This is a genomic window from Actinomadura luteofluorescens (assembly GCF_013409365.1).
GTDB classification, from domain to species: Bacteria; Actinomycetota; Actinomycetes; order Streptosporangiales; family Streptosporangiaceae; genus Spirillospora; species Spirillospora luteofluorescens.
In genome coordinates, this window is the sequence record NZ_JACCBA010000001.1 from 9,473,885 (window position 1) to 9,491,685 (window position 17,801).

The following is a 17,801-nucleotide window of genomic DNA, read 5'->3' on the forward strand; positions in this document are numbered from 1 at the left end:
GGAGCCTCGTGAGCGGCGTGCGGAAGGCGAAGGCGGCCGAAACCCGGGCCGCCCTCAAGGACGCCGCGCGTCAGGTGTTCATGGAGCGCGGCTACCTGAACACCAAGATCACGGACATCACGGCCGCGGCCGGCCGCGCCACCGGCTCGTTCTACGACCACTTCGCCGGCAAGGAGGAGCTCCTGCAGGCCCTCATGGCCGACTTTGAGGAGCAGGCGGACGCGGAGGTCGCGGCCTCCGAGCACCCCCGCGACCACGACCTGTCCGACCGGGACCAGCTGCGCTGGCACCTGGCGATCGCCTGGCGCGCCTACCGGGAGCACCTCCCGGTGATCGCCGCCCGGCTGCAGTCGATCATGGCCGACGGTCCCGCGTCCGGACGTGCCTGGACCGCCCTGGCCACCGAGACCGGCACCTTCCGCGACCACCTCGAATGGCTTCGCGACCGGGGCCACCCGCTCCCCGGAGACCCGGCGCTGGTGGCCGCCGCCATCGGCGCGATGCTCTCGATGTTCGGCTACTCCGTCCTCGCCGCCGGAGACAACGCACCGGACGTCACCGACGACGAGATCATCGACACCCTGACCGACCTGCTCCTCCACGGTCTCGCCGGCCCTGCGGACCCCCGCCCCTGAACGATCCGGGCGTCCGGGCCGCCGGAGCCCCGCCGGGCCGGGGACCTCCGCGGGCTTCGCCCGCCCAGGCGGCGAGCCCTGCGGCCATGAACGCCGCGCCCGTCGCCGAGACCGCGGCCCATCCACCGGACCGGTAGGCGGCCGCGCCCGCGGCGGAACCCGCCACGCCCCCGAGGGTGTAGAAGGTCATGTACACCGAGGCGACCCGCGACCGCGCCCCGTCCACGAGGCCGTAGACCACGCTCATGTTCAGCAGATGGGTGCCGTGGACCGCGACGTCCAGCACCAGGAGCCCGGCGATGAGCCATGCCAGCCCGTGGCCCCCGGCCGCCGTCGCACCGAACGAGGCCACGCCCAGGACGAGCAGCACGCCGGTGGACGGGCGCTGCCACCCCCGGTCCGCGGCCCGGCCCGCGGCCTTCGCCGCGAACGCGCCCGCCACACCGACCAGCGTGAACAGTCCGATCTCCGCTTCGCCGTACCGGTACGGCGGGCCCGCCAGCACGAACGCCACGGTCGTCCAGAAGACCCCGAAGGCTCCGAAGACGCAGGCGCCGATCAGCGACCGCCGTCTCAGCAGCGGCTCGCACCTCGCCAGGCGGAGGGTCGCCCGCAGTTGCGCGGCGTAGCCGATCGGAACCTCCGCGGCGGACGGCGGCATGACGCGCGCGAGCGCGGCGGCGAGCAGCAGCGTGACGGCCGCGGCCGCCAGATAGAGCACGCGCCAGCCGAAGAACTCGGCGGTCAGACCGGCGATCGTGCGCGAGAGCAGGATGCCGACCAGCCCGCCGCTGAGCATCGTCGCGACCGCCCGGCCGCGCTCGTGGTCGGCGGCGACGGTGGCCGCGTAGGGCACGAGGACGTTCACCACGCCCGCGCCCGCCAGCCCGACCACCGTCCCCGCGACGAGGAGCGCGCCGGCGGTCGGCGCCGTCGCCGTCGCCACCAGCGCCGCCGCTTCGGCTAGGAGCATGAGGAAGACCAGGGGGCGCCTGCGGACGATGTCGCCGAGCGGCACCACCAGCACCAGCGCCAGCGCGTAGCCGACCTGCACGACGGTGGGCAGGTATCCGACGGAGGAGGCCGAGTACGAGCGCGCCATCTGCGGAAGGAGCGGCTGGCAGTAGTACAGGTTCGCGATGGTGAGGCCGTAGGCGACGGCCAGCAGCCAGACCGTGCGGCGCGGCGTGCGGCGCTCCCCGCCGGACCACCGTCCCAGCAGCTCAGCAATGATCACGAGCGCGACGCTACGGCGGGTACGGGGCGGGGATAAGGTCCGCTTCCGTTCCAGGATCTTGGCCCACTTGCGGCGCTGCTCCGCCTCGGGCCACGGCGGTCGCTACCGCGTGAGCAGGGGGAGCGCTGGGACGGCTGGGCGAGCCCGAGGACGTCGCGGACGTCGTCGGATTCCTGGCGGGACCGCAGGGCCGGTGGGTGACCGGCCAGACCGTCGACGTCTCGGGCGGGACGTTCCTCGGCCCGATCGCTCCGTGATCCATGCCGGTGGATAATCACCGGCATGCGGTTCGGGATCCTCGGCGAGACCAGGGCGTGGCACGGCGACGGCCGCGAGGTCCCGCTGGGCGGTCCGGCCCGGCGGGCGCTACTGGCCCTGCTGCTGGTGCGCCCCGGAGTGGTCGTCTCGTCGGACCGGCTGCTCGACGAGATCGACCCCGCCGGGGCCCTGTCGGCGCATTCGCTGCAGTCCCAGGTTTCCCGGCTCCGTGCGGCTCTGGGCGCCGGAGCCGCGATCGAACGGGCCGGAGCGGGCTACCGGATCGTGGTCGATCCGGACGACGTCGACGCCGCCCGGTTCGAACGGCTGGCCGGGGCGGGCCGGGCGGCGCTGGCCGACGGCGACGCCGGACGGGCGGCCGCCCTGCTGCGCGAGGCCCTGGAGCTGTGGCGGGGACCGGCGCTCGCCGACCTGCCCGAGAGCGGTACGGCCCGGGCCGCCGCCGCACGGCTGGAGGAGCGGCGCCTCACGGCGCTCGAAGACCGCATCGAGGCCGGGCTCCGGCTCGGCGAGCACGGCGCGGCCGTGCCCGAGCTGCGCGAGCTGGCCGGCCGCCACCCGCTCCGGGAACGGCTCGCCGGGCTGCTGATGCGGGCGCTCTTCGCCGCGGGCGGGCATGCCGAGGCACTGGTGGTGTTCGAGGAGACCCGCCGCCATCTGGCCGACGAGCTGGGCGCCGACCCGTCGGCCGAGCTGACCGCGTTGCACCGGGAGTTGCTCAGCGCCGATCCGGCGCCCGCGCCCGCCGCGCCGCCCGCCCAGCTGACGAACTTCGTGGGCCGCGCCGGTGAGGTGGCCGAAGTCGCCGGGCTGCTGCGCGTGGCCCGGCTGGTCACCCTGACCGGGCCCGGCGGCGTCGGCAAGACCCGGCTGTCGGTCGAGGTCGCGGACGCCGAGGCGGCGGCCGGGGTCTGCTTCGTGGAACTGGCGCCGCTGCGCGACGCAGCCGGGCTGCCGCAAGCCCTGCTGGGCGCGCTCGGCCTGCGCGAGAACGGTCTCCAGATGGACGGCGGCGCGCGGACGCCGGTCGACCGCCTGATCGCGGCGCTGGCGGACCAGGTGCTGCTGCTCGTCCTGGACAACTGCGAGCACGTCATCGACGACGTCGCGAAGCTGGCGGCACGGCTGCTGGCGGCCTGCCCGCGGCTGCGCGTGCTGGCGACGAGCCGGGAGCCGCTCGGCATCATCGGCGAGCACCTCTTCCAGGTGCGGCCGCTCGACGCGGACGCGGCCGTCCGGCTGTTCACCGAGCGGGCCGGCGCCGTGCGGCGGAGCTTCACCGCCGACCCCGGACTCCTCCGGCGGATCTGCGCGGCGCTCGACGACCTGCCGCTGGCCATCGAGCTCGCGGCGGCGCGGTCGCGCACCCTGGACGTCGACGACCTCGCCGGACGGCTGGACGATCTGCTCGGCGTCGCCGCCCGCGGCAACCGCACGGCCGACGAGCGGCACCGCACGCTGCGCTCGGTGGTCGCGTGGAGCTGGGACCTGCTCTCCGAGCCCGAACAGCGGGCGGCGCGGCGGTTCACGGTCTTCGCCGGGGGCGCGACTGCCGAGTCCGCGCTGCGCGTGTGCGGCACCGACGGCGAGACGCTGGAGTCACTGGTCGACAAGTCGCTGCTGGAGTTCGCCAACGGCCGCTACCGGATGCTGGAGACGATCCGCGCCTATGGTGCCGAACAGCTCGATGCCGCGGGGGAACGCACGTCCCTGCGGCGCGTCCACGCCAAGCGCGTCCTGGAGCTGGTCCGGACGGCCGACCCGCATCTGCGGCGGGCCGAGCAACTGGAGTGGCTGCCGGTCGTAGCCGCCGAGCACGGCGACCTCGTGGCGGCGCTGCACTGGGCGGTCGAGGAGCCGGAAGTGCGGACGGCCTTCGAACTGCTCGCCTCGGCGTTCAGCTACCTGTGGATCCGGGGCGCGTCCGCGTCGGCCGCGCCGCAGGCGACCGCTCTCCTCGCGGCGGTCGGCGAGGCGATCCCCGACGGGCTCGGCGAGGAGTACGCGGCGTGCGCGCTGCTCGCCGCGTCGGCGTCGGCATCGGGCGACGAGGGGCAGCGGATATGGCAGCGCCATCGCGCGGCGGCCGCGAAGGCGCTGGCGGCCGCGTGGCCCGGCGACCGGCCGGGCCGCTACCCCGTCGTCCTGCTGCTGTGGATGATGCGCAACGCGATCGGACCCGACCCGGAGGGCGCTTTCGCGCTCGTCTCGTCGCAGCGCGACTGCGCCGAGCCGTGGGCTCAGGCCGTCGCGCACTACGTGTCAGGGTTCGGGCATCTCGGCGAGGGGGAGTCCGCGGCGGCCGAGGCCGCCTTCGGCGAGGCCCTGCGAGGCTTCCGCTCCCTCGGTGACCGGTGGGGGATCGCCCTGGCCCTGGACACGCTCGCCGGGACGGCCTCCGCCCGCGGCGACCGCGGGCGGGCGGTCGCGTTGACCGAGGAGGCCCTCGCGCTCACCGAACGGCTCGGCGCCCTGGAGGACAGCGCCGACCTGCTGGTCAACCGGGGCGACTACCGCGCCGCCGACGATCCGGCGGCGGCCCGGGCCGACTACGCGCAGGCCGCCGTGCTCGCCCGCCGCGCCGGCAGCTCCACCTACCTGGCGGCGGCCCTGCGCGGCCTCGGCGACATCGCCCTGGAAGACGGCGACCTGGGCGAGGCGGAACGGCTGTACGGGGAAGCGCTGGACCGGATCGACCCGCACTGGATCAAGAGCCTGGGGCCCCGCCTGCGGACGCTCATCGGACTGGGGCGCGTCGCCGACGCCCGCGGCCACGACGCCGAGGCCCGCGAGCGTTACCGGGAGGCCGCCGCGGCCGCGGACGGGATGGGGACGCCCGCACGGGAAGTGCTGCGGATTCTGGGGCTCTCCGAGGAGGTCGTCGACACCGCGCTGAGCGCGGTGAGCGCACGGTGAGCCCGCGGTGAGCGTCCCCCGAGAAGCTCCGAGGCATGACGAACCTCAAGGTACTGATCTCCGGCGCCTCCGTCGCCGGTCCCGCGCTCGCCTACTGGCTTCACCGGCACGGGTTCCAGGCCACCGTCCTGGAACGTGCCCCCGCCCTCCGCGACGGCGGCTACGCCGTGGACTTCCGCGGCGAGGCCCACCTGACGGTCCTGCGCCGCATGGGCATCCTGGCCGACATCGAACGCGCCCGTACCGGCGTGGGCTCCATGTCGTACGTCAACAGCGAGGGCAAGCAGCAGGCCAAGCTGCCCGCCGACCTGTTCGCCGGGGACGTCGAGATCCTCCGGGGCGATCTGGCCAGGATCCTGTACGACGCGACCAGGCAGCACACCGACTACGTCTTCGGCGACTCCATCACCTCGCTCACCGAGGACGCCCACGGCGTGACCGTGACCTTCGAGCGGGGCGCGCCGCGCCGGTTCGACCTGGTGGTCGGTGCGGACGGGCTGCACTCCAACACCCGCCGCCTGACGTTCGGGCCGGAGGAGCGGTTCGTGAAGCACCTCGGCGTCAACTGCGCGATCTTCACCACGGCCAACCATCTCGGCCTCGACCACACCGGCCACGCCTACCGCACCGCGGGCAAGCTCGTCGCGATGTACAGCGCCCGCCACAACGCCGAGGCGAAGGCGGTCTTCTACTTCGCCTCGCCGCAGCTGGACCTGGACCGCCGTGACGTGGCGGGCCAGCAGGCCGTCCTCACCGAGACCTTCACCGGCAACGGCTGGCAGAGCGACCGGTTGCTGCACGACATGCGGTACGCGCCCGACTTCTACTTCGACTCGGTCGGCCAGGTCCACATGGACACCTGGTCGCGCGGCCGGGTGGCGCTGGTCGGCGACGCCGCCTACTGCCCATCCTCCCTGTCCGGCATGGGGTCGGGGCTCGCCCTGGTCGGCGCGTACGTGCTGGCGGGCGAACTGGCCGCGGCGGACGGCGACCACCGGGTCGCGTTCGCGCGGTACGAGCAGGAAATGCGCGAGTACGCGGTGGGCTGCCAGAAGATGGGCGACGGCGTCGCCAAGCTGATGGTCCCCGGGAACCGCGCCCTGGCCACGCTCCTCAACCGGTACTACAAGGTCGTGCCGTACCTGCCGGGCAAGAACATGGCCGCCAAGATCGCCCGCAAGGCCGCGGAGAACATCACCCTCCGCGACTACCGCGAACCCGCCCAACGCTAAGCGCTTCGGCGGTGACCCGCGGTGCCTGCTGCGGCCGACGCGGTACTGCGACCGGGATCGGAGTGAGCCGCCTGCGCCCAGTATGAGACAGTTGTGTCTCATATGAGGTACGGTCGACTCATGGGCTTCGATCGTGATCAGGTGCTGCGTGCCGCCGCCGATCTGCTGGCGCGCAAGTCCACGGCGACGACCGAAGAGGTCGCCCGGGCCGCGGGGATCAGCAGGGCGACGCTGAACCGGCACTTCCCCGGACGCGATGCCCTGATACGCGCCTTGGAGGACTTCGGCATCGCCGAGGTCAAGGCGGCCCTGGACGCGGCCCGCCTGGAGGAGGGCACGGCCGAGGGGGCGGTGCGCCGCCTGGTTCGCGCGATCGAACCGTGTGCGGGTCTCCTTGCCTTCCTCTACTCCGAGAACCAGCTCTTCGAGGGCGAGGATCAGAACGAGGGCTGGTCGCTCATCGACGAGCGGCTCACCGATCTGTTCCGCCGGGGCCAGGAAAGCGGCGTGTTCCGCATCGACCTCAGTGCGGCGTGGCTCGCCGAGGCCCTCTACGGCCTGTTGGCCGCCGGCGGCTGGGCCGTCATCGAAGGCCGGGTGGCCCGCAACGACATCGCCCACATGATCGTCGAGCTGCTGCTCGGCGGCGCGATGCGGCGAGACGGATCATGACCTCTCTCCCGCGGCAGGCTGAGCGGGGCATCGCACAGCGGGCTCCGGGCCGCTGGATCGCCCTCGGCGTCCTCGTCCTGGCCGTGCTGCTCGTCGCGGTGGACGCCACCGTTCTCGGACTGGCCACGCCCTACCTCAGCGAGGACCTGCGGCCTTCGGGCACCCAGCTGCTGTGGATCGGCGACGCCTACTCGTTCGTGATCGCCGGCCTGCTCGTCTCCATGGGCGGTCTGGGCGACCGTGTCGGCCGCAAGCGCCTGCTGCTGGCCGGAGCGACCGCGTTCGGGCTGGTCTCGGTCCTGAACGCCTACGCGCAGACCCCCGAGATGATGATCGTCGCCCGGGCGCTGCTCGGCGTCGCCGGCGCCACGCTGATGCCCTCCACCCTCGCGCTGATCCGCAACGTCTTCGAGGACCCCCGTGAGCGCACCCTCGCCATCGGCATCTGGAGCGCCGCCGCCTCGGCGGGCATGGCGGTCGGCCCGATCGTCGGCGGCCTGCTGCTGGAGCACTTCTGGTGGGGCTCGGTGTTCCTGATCAACATGCCCGTGATGGCGCTGCTGGTCGTCGTCGGGATCAAGATGCTGCCGGAATCGCGCAACCCCTCCCCGGGGCCGTGGGACCTGCCGAGCGTCGTCCTGTCGCTGGTCGGCATGGTCGGCGTCGTGTACGCGGTCAAGGAGGCCGCCGCCGGCGGGTTCACCTGGCCCGCCCTCGCGGCGGGCCTGCTCGGTGCGGCGGCTCTCCACGCGTTCGTCCGGCGTCAGCGCAGGCTGCCCGTCCCGCTGGTGGACGTCCGGCTGTTCCGCAACCGCGGCTTCAGCGCCGCCGTCCTGGCGAACCTGCTGACCATCCTCGGGCTTTCCGGACTGCTGTTCTTCCTCTCCCAGTACCTGCAACTCGTCCAGGACCGGTCTCCCTTCCGTGCGGGCCTCGCCGAGCTGCCGGTCGCCGCCGGCGCGGTGGTGGCCGGCCTGATCGCCGGCGCCGCGGCGCGACGCTTCTCGGCGCGCACGGTCGTCTCCGGCGGCCTGGCCGTCATCGGCCTGGCCCTGGCCGCACTCACCACGATCACCCAGTCGACCGGCTATCCCCTGCTGGGCACCCTGTTGCTGCTGGTCGGCTTCGGCGCCGGGCTGTCGTTCACGATCACCTCGGACATCATCCTCGCCGCCGTCCCCAAGGAGCAGGCCGGCGCCGCATCCGCGGTCTCGGAGACGGCATACGAACTGGGCACCGCCCTGGGCATCGCCCTGCTGGGCTCGATCGTCACCAACATCTACCGGGACTTCCCCGGACCGGCCGCCACACCGGAGGCGGCACGCGAATCACTGGCCGGAGCCGTCGTGGCCGCCGCGCACATGCCCGCCGACACGGCAGCGGCGTTGCTGCGGGCGGCACGCGAGTCCTTCGTCGACGGAGTGGCTCTCGCCTCCGGAGTCGGCGCCGGCCTGCTGCTTCTCGCCGCCGGCATGGCCTGGTTCCTGCTGCGCGGCCAGAAGCCGATCAGCGAAACCGTCCAGCCAACAGCGACAACGGGATCAGTCGCGCACCGCCGATAGATGCGTGAATCTCCCAGGCCCGGCAGTGCAAGAGCTCCTGCGGAGTCGGATCGAGGTGGTCTCCTCCTCGCGGACGACATCGGCTACCGGGGTATCACTTCGACTTGGCTCCCCGGCGTGACGTCTTCGTCCCGACCGTCTTCCTACCCTGCCCGGCCAGCTTGGACGTGACTGAGGGAGAAGGACGGATGCGCCCGTTGCAGAACAGCTCTGCCACCGCCCGAATCGGCCACCGCGAGGCAGCGCCCTCCGGGCACGCGCGGCCGGCAATAGGCTGGCGCTCATGACGCCCGAGGAACCCCCGCGTGCGCTGCTCGCCGGGGCGTCGCGTCGGTCGGTGCGGCTGCTTCCGTGGGGGTTGGCGTTCGTGCTGTGCGCGGCCCTGCTGCCCACCACGCTCACGGTGCTCAGCGTCGACTACGGTCTGAACGGCGGCATCGCGGGCGCGCTGGCCATGGCGCAGGCGGCGCCGCTGCTGCTCGCCGTCGTCCGCCCGCTGCGGGCCTGGTACGTGATCTTCGCGGCGGACGTGGCCGGTGCGCTCGCGCTGCTCACCGTCGACTTCGAAGAGCGGCTCCTCTGGCCGTTCCCGCCCATGGAGATCGTCGGGTACGTCGGCCTCTGCCTCGCGCTCGGCCTGCGCGAGTCGCGCAGGACGCTGCTGGCGGTGTGGCTGGCGACGGCGGGCGCGAGCGTCGGTCTGGGGTTCGTCGCGCCGCACGGCACGAGCGCCAGGGAGACGCTGCTCCCGATCCTCGGCGGCGTCGCGCTCGTGCTCGGCGGCGCGCTCCGCGCGTGGCACGAGGCGCAGCGCAGGCTGACCGAGCAGCAGACGATCAGCGAGGCCGAGCGTGACCGGCGAACGCTGCTGGAGGAGCGCGCCCGCATCGCGCGCGAGCTGCACGACGTGGTGGCGCACCACATGTCCGTCATCACGGTGCAGGCGGACACCTCGGTGTACCGACTCGACGGGCTGCCGCCGGACGCGCAGGAGGAGTTCACCTCCATCGCGGCGACCGCCCGCGAGTCGCTCGGTGAGATGCGCCGCCTCCTCGGCGTGCTGCGCGACGAGGAGACGCACGGCGAGCTCGCGCCCCAGCCGGGCCTTGAGCGGATCGGGCAGATGGTGAAGGCGACGGTCAGGGCGGGCATACCGGTGGAGTTCGCCTCCTGCGACGCCGAGGTGCCCGACGCGGTGGGGCTCACCGCGTACCGCATCGTCCAAGAGGCCCTCGCGAACGTCGTACGGCACGCGCCGGGCGCTCCGACGCGCGTGTCGGTGGCGGAGGACGAGGGCCGGCTCGCCGTCCTCGTCGTCAACGGCCCTCCGCCCGAGCCGCCCGCCGCGCCGTTGGAGGACCGCGGCACGGGCCACGGCCTTGTCGGCATGCGGGAACGGGTGCGGCTCAGCGGCGGCACCCTCGAAGCGGGGCCGCTGCCGGACGGCGGCTTCCGCGTGGCCGCCCGGCTCCCCCTGACGGAAAGGGACCTCACGTGACGACGCGCGTCATCATCGTCGACGACCAGGCCATGGTGCGGGCCGGGTTCGCCGCACTGCTGGCCGCCCAGAACGACATCGAGGTGGTGGGCGAGGCCGCCGACGGTGCGCAGGGCGTCGAGCTGAGCCGGCGCACGCATCCCGACGTCGTGCTGATGGACGTCCGCATGCCCGAGATGGACGGCCTGGAGGGCGCGCGCCGCCTCCTCGCGCCACCGCCCGGCGTGACGCACCGGCCGCGCGTCCTGATGCTCACCACGTTCGACGTCGACGACTACGTCTACGAGGCGCTGCGGGCGGGCGCGAGCGGTTTCCTGCTGAAGGACGCGCCGCCGGCCGACCTCATCGCGGCGGTGCGCGTCGTCGCATCGGGCGACGCGCTGCTCGCGCCCTCCGTGACGCGCCGCCTCATCGCGGACTTCGCCCGCCAGCGTCCCCCCACCCTGGGCAAGCCCGCGCTGCGGCTCAAGGCCCTGACGGAACGCGAGACCGAAGTCCTCACCCTGGTGGCCCGCGGCATGTCCAACTCGGAGATCGCGGAGATGCTGGTGCTGGCCGAGCAGACGGTGAAGACGCACGTGAGCCGTGTCCTCACCAAGCTCGACCTGCGCGACCGCGCCCAGGCGGTGGTCTTCGCGTACGAATCGGGGCTGGTGACCCCGGGCGAATAGGCCGCCCTCTCCACCACCCCCCACCGCCGTAGCACCTCCACATCGGCTCCCGGGTATGACGCCCGGCGCGCGACCGTCCTCGCAGACTCCACCCGGTCGGTAAGCGAGACGAAGGGCGGATGAATGAGGCAACGCAGCGGCAAACGGTTCATCGCGGTCATGGACCTGTCCGGATCCGGTGGGCCCCTCCTGCACTGACCGAGGCGCCGGTCGGCGACCGCGGTGGGCGTGGCTCCGCGACCACATTGATCCCGATGACGCACGGCACGACCGGTGAGACGTCCCCGCACGTGCCCCCTCTGGACCGCGCATCTTTCGCGGTAGCCCCCGTCGATCTGGCGCACGCCCGAGGGCGGGAACCGCATCCGCCCCGCACCACTTCTCCCGAAACGAAGGAGGTATGGACATCCATGCCCGCAACTCTGGCTCCTCCCGTGTCCCCGCCCCGCATCCGGAAGGGCGCCGTCTGGGCCCTCGGCCTGCTGGCGGCCGCCACCGGGACCCTGGAATCGGTGGTGGCGCCGACGCTCCCGCTGCTTCAGCGCGAACTGTCGATGAGCCCTGCTCAGGGGGCCCTGCTCAGCATCGCGATGCTCATCACCGGTGCCCTCGTCGCGCCCGTCGCGGGCGGTCTCGGTGACCGGCATGGCGGGAAGCGCGTCATGATCCGGCTGATGGCGGTGGTCGCGGCCGGCGGCCTGGTGTCCTCGGCGGCGCCGAACCTGCCGGTGCTGCTGCTGGGGCAGGTACTGCAGGGCGCGATGGTCGGCGCGATGCCGCTCTCGTTCATCCTCGTGCGCAAGCACCTACCGGTGGGCGAGTCGCAGGTGGCCATCGGGGTGGTCAGCGGCATGTTCGTGGGCGGCGGCATGCTCGGCACGCTGATCGCAGGGCCCATCGCGGAAGGCCTGTCCCGGCACTGGATGTTCGCGGTCCCGACGCTCGCGATCGTCGTGGCGACCCTGTCCGTCCACCTGCTGATGCCGGACGATCCGCCGGCCCGTTCGGGCGGCCGGATCGACTGGCCCGGCCTGGTCCTGCTGAGCGGCATCCTGCTGACGCTCATGCTCGGGCTTGCGCTGGCGCCCGACCTCGGCTCGCGGCCCCTCGCGCTCGGCGGGCTCGTCCTCGTCCTGGCCGCGTTCGTGGCCGGATGGACGGCCGTCGAGCGTCGTGCGGCCTCGCCGATGGTCGATCTGCGCCTGCTCGCGAAGCCCGCGATCTGGAGCTCGTATCTGATCACGTTCGCGGTCTGCGCCGGCACCGCGGTGTCGATGTACCTCGTACCGCAACTGTTCGCGGTGTCCGGCGACGGCTACGGCTTCGGCGCCGGCTCCACCGACATCGGGCGTTACCTGCTGCCCGGCGCCGTCGCTGCGGCGATCAGCGGGCCCCTCGGCGGGGCCGCGGTGCGGCGCTTCGGCGCGGGCGCGGCGGTCACCACCGGAATCGGCGTCATGGCGGCCACGCTGGCCGGGCTGGCGATCCTGCACACCGAGGTCTGGCACCTCGTCGCGGGCAAGGCGCTGATCGCCCTGGCCAGCGGCGTCTGCGTCACGGCGATGGTCGTCCGGACGGCCACCTCCGTCGAGCACGGCGACACCGGAACCGCCACCAGCCTGGTCCTGGTGACGCGGGTGATCGGCTTCGCCGCGGGCGCCCAGGTCAGCGGCGCCCTTCTCACCTCAGGCACCCCGTCCGGGTCGGACGTCCCGGCCGAATCGGCCTTCGTCACCGGTTTCGTCATCGCCGGCGCCGTCACAGCACTGTCCCTGCTCGCCGTCCGCACCATGAGCAAAGGAGCCAACAAATGACCCGAATGACGGCCGCTCGTACCGCGCCGAAGCGCGAGGTCCTGATATCGGGGGCCGGAATCACAGGCCTCGCCCTCGCTTTCTGGCTGAACCGTCACGGACTCGCCGTCACGGTGGTGGAGAAGGCGGGCACGCTTCGCAGCGGTGGTTATCCCATCGACGTGCGCGGCAGTGCACTTGAGGTCGTTCGACGGATGGGAATCCTGCAGCGGCTGCGGGACGCGCACGTCGACTTGCGGCGGCTGACCTTCCTCGACGGGGACGGCGGAGAGGTGGCCTCGGTCGACCCCCACGCCGTCACCGGCGGCGTCGCGGACCGGGACCTGGAGGTGCGGCGCGGCGATCTGACTGACGTTCTGTACGCGGCGGTCAGTGACGACGTGGAGATCCTGTTCGACGATTCCATCGCCACCCTCGACCAGTCTGGCCACGGAGTGGACGTCACCCTCCACGGGGGCGGCGCGCGTACATTCGACATGGTGTTCGGTGCGGACGGCACGCACTCCCGTACCCGGGAAATGCTGTTCGGCCCCGAAGAACGGTTCCACCGATACCTCGGCTACTGCTTCGCCGTGTTCACCATGCCCAACACCTTCGGACTTTCCCACGAGACCGTCATGTGGAATACGCCAGGCAGGGCCGCGGCACTCTACGCCGTTGGCGACGACGACGAAGTGCACGCGTTCCTGAACTTCGCTCGGCAAAGGCCACCGTCCGACGCGTGGAGGAACCCGGAAGCCCAACGGGAGATGGTCGCCGCCGTCTTCGCCGACGCGGGATGGGAGGTCCCGAGCATGCTGGACGCCCTGCGCGACACGTCCGACCTGTTCTTCGACGGAGTCGGCCAGATCCGGATGCCCCGCTGGTCCAGCGGCAGGGTCGCGCTGGTGGGAGACGCCGCGTACGCACCCTCGTTCCTCACGGGGCAGGGCACCAGCCTCGCGCTCGTCGGCGCGTACATGCTCGCCGGTTCCCTGGCCGGTCGGGACCACACCGCGGGCTTCGCCACCTACGAACGCGACACCCGTGAGTTCGTGACCCTGAACCAGGACCTGGTCGGCGAGGGCGGTGCCGCCCTGTTCCCGACCACCGCCCAAGCCCTGGAACAGCGAAACGAAAGGCTGCGCAAGCTCGGAGCCACGCCCGCCACGGGCGGACGAGCAGCCCACTCGGCCCTCACTCTGCCCGAGTTCACGCCCTCAACATGAGCGCGAGCCCCTGCGGCAAACGCGGCGGCGTCGCCGAGGGCTGGCTGCTGGCGGAGCGTCCCGCAGTGTGTGCGGGACGCTCCACCACCGGGCATCTCGCCGGCGGCGAGCGCGCCTCCGCTGATGCACCGCCTGGCGCGCGGGCCCGCCTAGGACTACGAGCACGCCCAGGACTTCGCGGCCGCCGCCATGGGCGGCGCGGGCCCGGAGGGCGCGCTGCACGGGCCCATGAGCCTGCTGGTCAGCGCCCGGCTCGGGCAAGCGGGTCGCGCGGGGTGCCGGGCATCGGACTGAGGACGGCCGCGCGAGCAGCGCGCAGCGGTCGGCGCGCCGCAGCGGGCTGTCGCTGCTTGCGCCGACTGCTAGCCAGGCCGCAGCCGGAACCGGGATGTGGTTGCGCCCGTAGGGCCGCCCAGCCGGGCACGGATCGGCCGCGCGCGCCGCGATGGCCCGGTCCGTGACCATCCAGACCAGCAGATCAACCCCGCCCGCCGAACAGTCCCAGTCGACGCAGGCGATCCCATCGCTGGTCCCGGAACGCTCCTTGCGACCGCGACGCGGGGAGGCCTACGGCGACCGCCCGCTCACCCGCTACGCGGCGGAGCTGATCGTCCCGCGGGCGCAGCGCCTGGAGAACGCCCTGCTCAAGTGCGCGGATGGCGCGGCCGGTCGCGATCAGGACAGAGCAGGTCGGCACACACTACGGACTCGGCGGGGACGGATCTGCCCGCCGAGGGCGGTGGCGGCGGGTAGGCGGGTCATGGCCCACCGGAGCCCTCCCGAAGTCCGGAACCGGAGGCATGCGCGGCAACGGCCAGCATGGCGCGGGCGAGGTCACGGGCCTCCTCGAAGCTCAGCCGCTCGTCCACGCCCGCCAGGTGCAGCAACCCCTCGGCGGCGGTCACGGTGACGCCGCCGGCGCGTAGGCCCGTAACGCCCTCGACATCGCCGACCGGGGGGAGATGCAGTGCCGCCCGCAGCCGATCGGCGTCGGCGGCCAGGCGGTCGGCGCGCTCGCTCGCCCGGTCGGCTCGCGTGGCGGCCTCCTCGGCACGCGTGATCGCCCGGTCGGCGCGCTGCTCTGCCTGGTCAGTGCGGGCTTGGGACTCCTGGGCGCGTGTGGACGCCTGGCTGGCCTGGGTGTGCGCGGCGTCGCGCGCGGTTTCGGCCTCGGCGAGGCGGCGGCGGGCGTCGGCCAGCGCGGTCTCGGTGTGCTGCAGGGTCTCGGCGGAGGTCGTGGCGCGCTGCTCGGCTCCCTCGGCGTGCTGTTTGTAAGCGTCGCGCTCGTCGCTGGCGGTTTGCAGCTCCGCCGTTAGCCGGGCGGCCTGCTCCTCGACGGCCCGCAGCCGCTCGGCGGCGTCCCGGAGTGCCCGTTCGGCGTCGGCTTGGGCGTGCCGGGCCTGCTCGGCTACGCGGGCGGCAGCCGTGGCCTGCTCCTCGGCGCGGCCGCGGGCCCGGTCGTGTTCGGCGACCCGCCGGTCGGCCAGCCGCTGGGTCTCGGCGGCCCGCGCGTCGGCGTCGTCGGCGCGGGCCACCGCGAGCTGAGTGCGCTGCTCGGCTGCGGCCACCTCACGTTTGGCCTGTGCCTCGGTCTCGGCGACGCGTCGGTCGGCGTCCTGGACGGCCTCGCGGATGCGGCGGCGGGCGTCGGCCTCCACGTCGGCGTTGCGTTCGGTGAGCCCGTCGATCTGGGCTTCCAGCGCCTCCCGCCCGTCGAGTTCGTACAACAGCTGTTGGTGGCGGGCGGCGTGCTCGGTCAGCAGTCGGGCGACCTCGGTGAGGGTGGGCGCAGCCTGGGCCGCGACCTGATCGTGCGAGCGCAGCACCGCGGCTACACCGCTCCGGTTCTTGCTGCGGCGGGTGTTGTTGTGCGCCATGCGGCACTTCTTCTCGGGGCCGGGACAGTACTCCAGCCGGCGGCCTCCGCGACGCAGCGGAGCAGGCAGCGGATCGCCACAGTGCGCGCACCTGCCGTAGGGGGCGTCCGGGTCCGCGCCGCCCGCCCCGCTCTCCGCGCCGGTGGCGCCCGCGCCTCCGGCGGCCTTCCCGACCGCGGCGGAGTCCTCGGCGCCTGGTGTGGGTGCGGTGCCCTCGGCGGGAGGGACGCCGGCCGCATCGGAGTCGCCGGTCGCCGTCCCGTCCCAGTGCTCAGAGTGCTGGTCGACCATGGCCCGACCTTAGCACGTATACGCATCACGCAATCGTTTCCTGAAACGTTTCCTTTGATTAGATTGCAGGGGCGCTTAACTGGCGTTAAGCGCTCCTGCTAGAGTGATCAACACGCGGGGCTTCGTCCCGCCGACCGCGCCGCCAGCTCAAGGGAAAGCCCCGCCGATGCCTCCGAGTCCGCTCGCCGCCGTGACTAGAACGCTCACCGGGGTCCGCAATGACTGACGCCGGACTGGTCGCAGCGGGCCGGTCGGTGCCGGCGGCCGCAGTGCCGCCGCTGCTGCACGATGCGCTCACCACGCTGGACGCCGACCTGGGGGAGCGGTGCGTGGGGTGGGCCGATCTCACCGAACCGTCCGGCCGCGCCCGCAAGCAGCGGGTCTACCGGCGGCGGCTAGAGCTGCTGGCCGAGGCGCTGGAACCCGCCACCCTGCCGGTGGTGGTCGGGTGGCTGTCGTCCGCCAGGCGAACGTCGGTGGCCACCCGGCGCGGCTACTGCGACGATCTGCTGACGGTCTGGGCGCCACTGGCCCGCGAACTCGGCCACGACCGCTTCTTCGTCGGCTGCCTGAGCACCGCCCACCTGCAGATGTGGCGAGCCCGGGTCACCGGCCGCGCCGCCCGTCCTCTCACGGCGCGCAGCATCGCCCGCTACGTCAAGACGCTGTCCAGCCTGCACGCCTACGCCGCCGGCGTGCTGGACCCGCCGCCGCCCAACCCGGTCAGCGAGGACGTCCGCCCGGTCATCGACGAGGAGGACCCCTCCACCGCGACCCCGATCCTGGAGGAGGACGAGGTCGCCGCGGTGTTCGCCGCCGCCCGGTCGGCCGCGTCGCCTGGGCCGCGTCCCGGCCCGGACCGTGCGCAGTTGCGGGACCTTGCGCTGGTCACGCTGCTGTACGTGGTGGCGGGCCGGGTCAGTGAGATCTGCGCGGCCGACATCGAGGACCTGCGGACCTCCGGCGACCGCAGCTTCCTGCGGGTGCGGCGCAAGGGTCACCAGGTCCGCGACCTGGAGATCCCGCCGACGCTGGCCGGGCTGCTGCGCGCCTACCTGGGCGACCGCACCACGGGCCCGCTCCTGCTCGACGACGCCGGCCGGAGGCTGGACCGGCACGACGCCGACCGCATCAGCACCCGGCTGGGTCGCGCCGCAGGCGTGCTGGGCGGCGACCACCTCACCCCGCACGTGTGGCGCGCCTCCCGGATCACTCACCTGCTCGACGCGCTGGAGCAGGCCGGCGGCGAGGAACGCGTGATGGCCGGCCTGCACCACGTGATGATCTACGCGAATCACAAAGATCCCAAGACCACCCTGCGGTACTGGATTCGCCGTTCCAAGGCCAGGAAGAACGCCGAACTCTCCCGAACAGGCGAGGAGCTCTTGGTCGACCTGGTGCCCAACTGGCTTCACTCCGACCTTCCGGAGCAGAACATCCACTGATCAGCCGACCCACGAAGCCCCTCACCTGGCTCGCTCTACCTTTCCTTCCTCGCCGACCGCCGACACACGTGGCGCGATCAACGCCATCCAATTGGCGCACGGCAGCTAACCCGGACGGCTCCGCAGCGCGTCACCGTCGCCCGCGCCCGAAAGCCCCGGGCACAGGCGGATCAGTGATCGGCACCCTGGATAGGTGCATCGCCGCTGGTCAGCAAGCCCGGACAAAGCAACAGCCACGTCCCGCTTGTCGAGATCTATCTATGGAGCGCCGAATAAGGGGGCGTCAAGAAACGCGTCATGAGCCCTAAACGAGCGGATGCAGGGGTCTTGGCTGCTGTGACGCGGGTGGCGTACACCTGGCGGCGGCCTTGCGTTCGGCAGGCCCGGTGTCTCGGGCGGCGAGGGCGGTGCTGTGGTGCAGCGCGGCGCGGTGGAGGGTCAACGGGGCGGTGAGGCGTACCGGG

13 protein-coding genes are annotated in these 17,801 nt (G+C 73.0%); 11 read left to right on the forward strand and 2 right to left on the reverse strand.

The genetic code is table 11. From position 1 onward, the window contains the following. The first annotated feature begins 8 nt into the window (after positions 1–8). Complete coding sequence (locus tag BJY14_RS43570; protein WP_312879756.1) at positions 9–635, forward strand: TetR/AcrR family transcriptional regulator; 627 nt, start codon at positions 9–11, stop codon at positions 633–635. Here BJY14_RS43570 and BJY14_RS43575 read toward each other — a convergent pair. Next, a complete protein-coding gene (locus BJY14_RS43575) occupies positions 571–1,872 on the reverse strand; it encodes an MFS transporter (RefSeq protein ID WP_179848952.1) in 1,302 nt (433 codons plus the stop codon). The genes BJY14_RS43570 and BJY14_RS43575 overlap by 65 nt on opposite strands. A 134-nt stretch (positions 1,873–2,006) precedes the next feature. Between BJY14_RS43575 and BJY14_RS43580 the strand changes: the two genes are divergently transcribed. The 9 genes from BJY14_RS43580 (at position 2,007) to BJY14_RS43620 (ending at position 13,724) form a co-directional block, all read left to right on the forward strand. Beyond that, the gene (locus tag BJY14_RS43580; RefSeq protein ID WP_281382495.1) at positions 2,007–2,129 is read left to right on the forward strand and encodes a hypothetical protein; all 123 of its coding nucleotides are present in this window, start codon (positions 2,007–2,009) and stop codon (positions 2,127–2,129) included. Between the two features lie 25 nt (positions 2,130–2,154). Beyond that, on the forward strand, positions 2,155–5,067 hold the full coding sequence (locus BJY14_RS43585; protein WP_179848953.1) for an ATP-binding protein: 2,913 nt from the start codon (positions 2,155–2,157) through the stop codon (positions 5,065–5,067). 35 nt (positions 5,068–5,102) lie between these two features. Then, positions 5,103–6,299, forward strand: coding sequence for an FAD-dependent monooxygenase (locus BJY14_RS43590; RefSeq protein ID WP_179848954.1), 1,197 nt, complete (start codon positions 5,103–5,105; stop codon positions 6,297–6,299). Between the two features lie 120 nt (positions 6,300–6,419). Further along, positions 6,420–6,971, forward strand: coding sequence for a TetR/AcrR family transcriptional regulator (locus tag BJY14_RS43595; RefSeq protein WP_179848955.1), 552 nt, complete (start codon positions 6,420–6,422; stop codon positions 6,969–6,971). Continuing rightward, positions 6,968–8,533 (forward strand): MFS transporter, encoded by a 1,566-nt coding sequence (locus tag BJY14_RS43600; RefSeq protein ID WP_179848956.1) that lies wholly within the window; start codon positions 6,968–6,970, stop codon positions 8,531–8,533. The genes BJY14_RS43595 and BJY14_RS43600 overlap by 4 nt, the downstream gene beginning before the upstream one ends. A gap of 283 nt (positions 8,534–8,816) precedes the next feature. Beyond that, complete coding sequence (locus BJY14_RS43605; protein WP_179848957.1) at positions 8,817–10,031, forward strand: sensor histidine kinase; 1,215 nt, start codon at positions 8,817–8,819, stop codon at positions 10,029–10,031. Continuing rightward, complete coding sequence (locus tag BJY14_RS43610) at positions 10,028–10,702, forward strand: response regulator (protein WP_179848958.1); 675 nt, start codon at positions 10,028–10,030, stop codon at positions 10,700–10,702. Before BJY14_RS43605 ends, BJY14_RS43610 begins: the two co-directional genes overlap by 4 nt. A gap of 410 nt (positions 10,703–11,112) precedes the next feature. Continuing rightward, positions 11,113–12,516 (forward strand): MFS transporter, encoded by a 1,404-nt coding sequence (locus BJY14_RS43615; protein WP_179848959.1) that lies wholly within the window; start codon positions 11,113–11,115, stop codon positions 12,514–12,516. After that, entirely contained in the window at positions 12,513–13,724 is a 1,212-nt protein-coding gene (locus BJY14_RS43620) for an FAD-dependent monooxygenase (protein WP_179848960.1), read from the forward strand. Before BJY14_RS43615 ends, BJY14_RS43620 begins: the two co-directional genes overlap by 4 nt. A 758-nt stretch (positions 13,725–14,482) precedes the next feature. On the opposite strand, the gene BJY14_RS43625 is transcribed toward BJY14_RS43620, so the two are convergent. Beyond that, entirely contained in the window at positions 14,483–15,892 is a 1,410-nt protein-coding gene (locus BJY14_RS43625; RefSeq protein WP_179848961.1) for a coiled-coil domain-containing protein, read from the reverse strand. A gap of 218 nt (positions 15,893–16,110) precedes the next feature. Here BJY14_RS43625 and BJY14_RS43630 point away from each other — a divergent pair, with 218 nt between their 5' ends. Then, a complete protein-coding gene (locus tag BJY14_RS43630) occupies positions 16,111–17,337 on the forward strand; it encodes a tyrosine-type recombinase/integrase (protein ID WP_179848962.1) in 1,227 nt (408 codons plus the stop codon). Positions 17,338–17,801 lie beyond the last annotated feature (464 nt).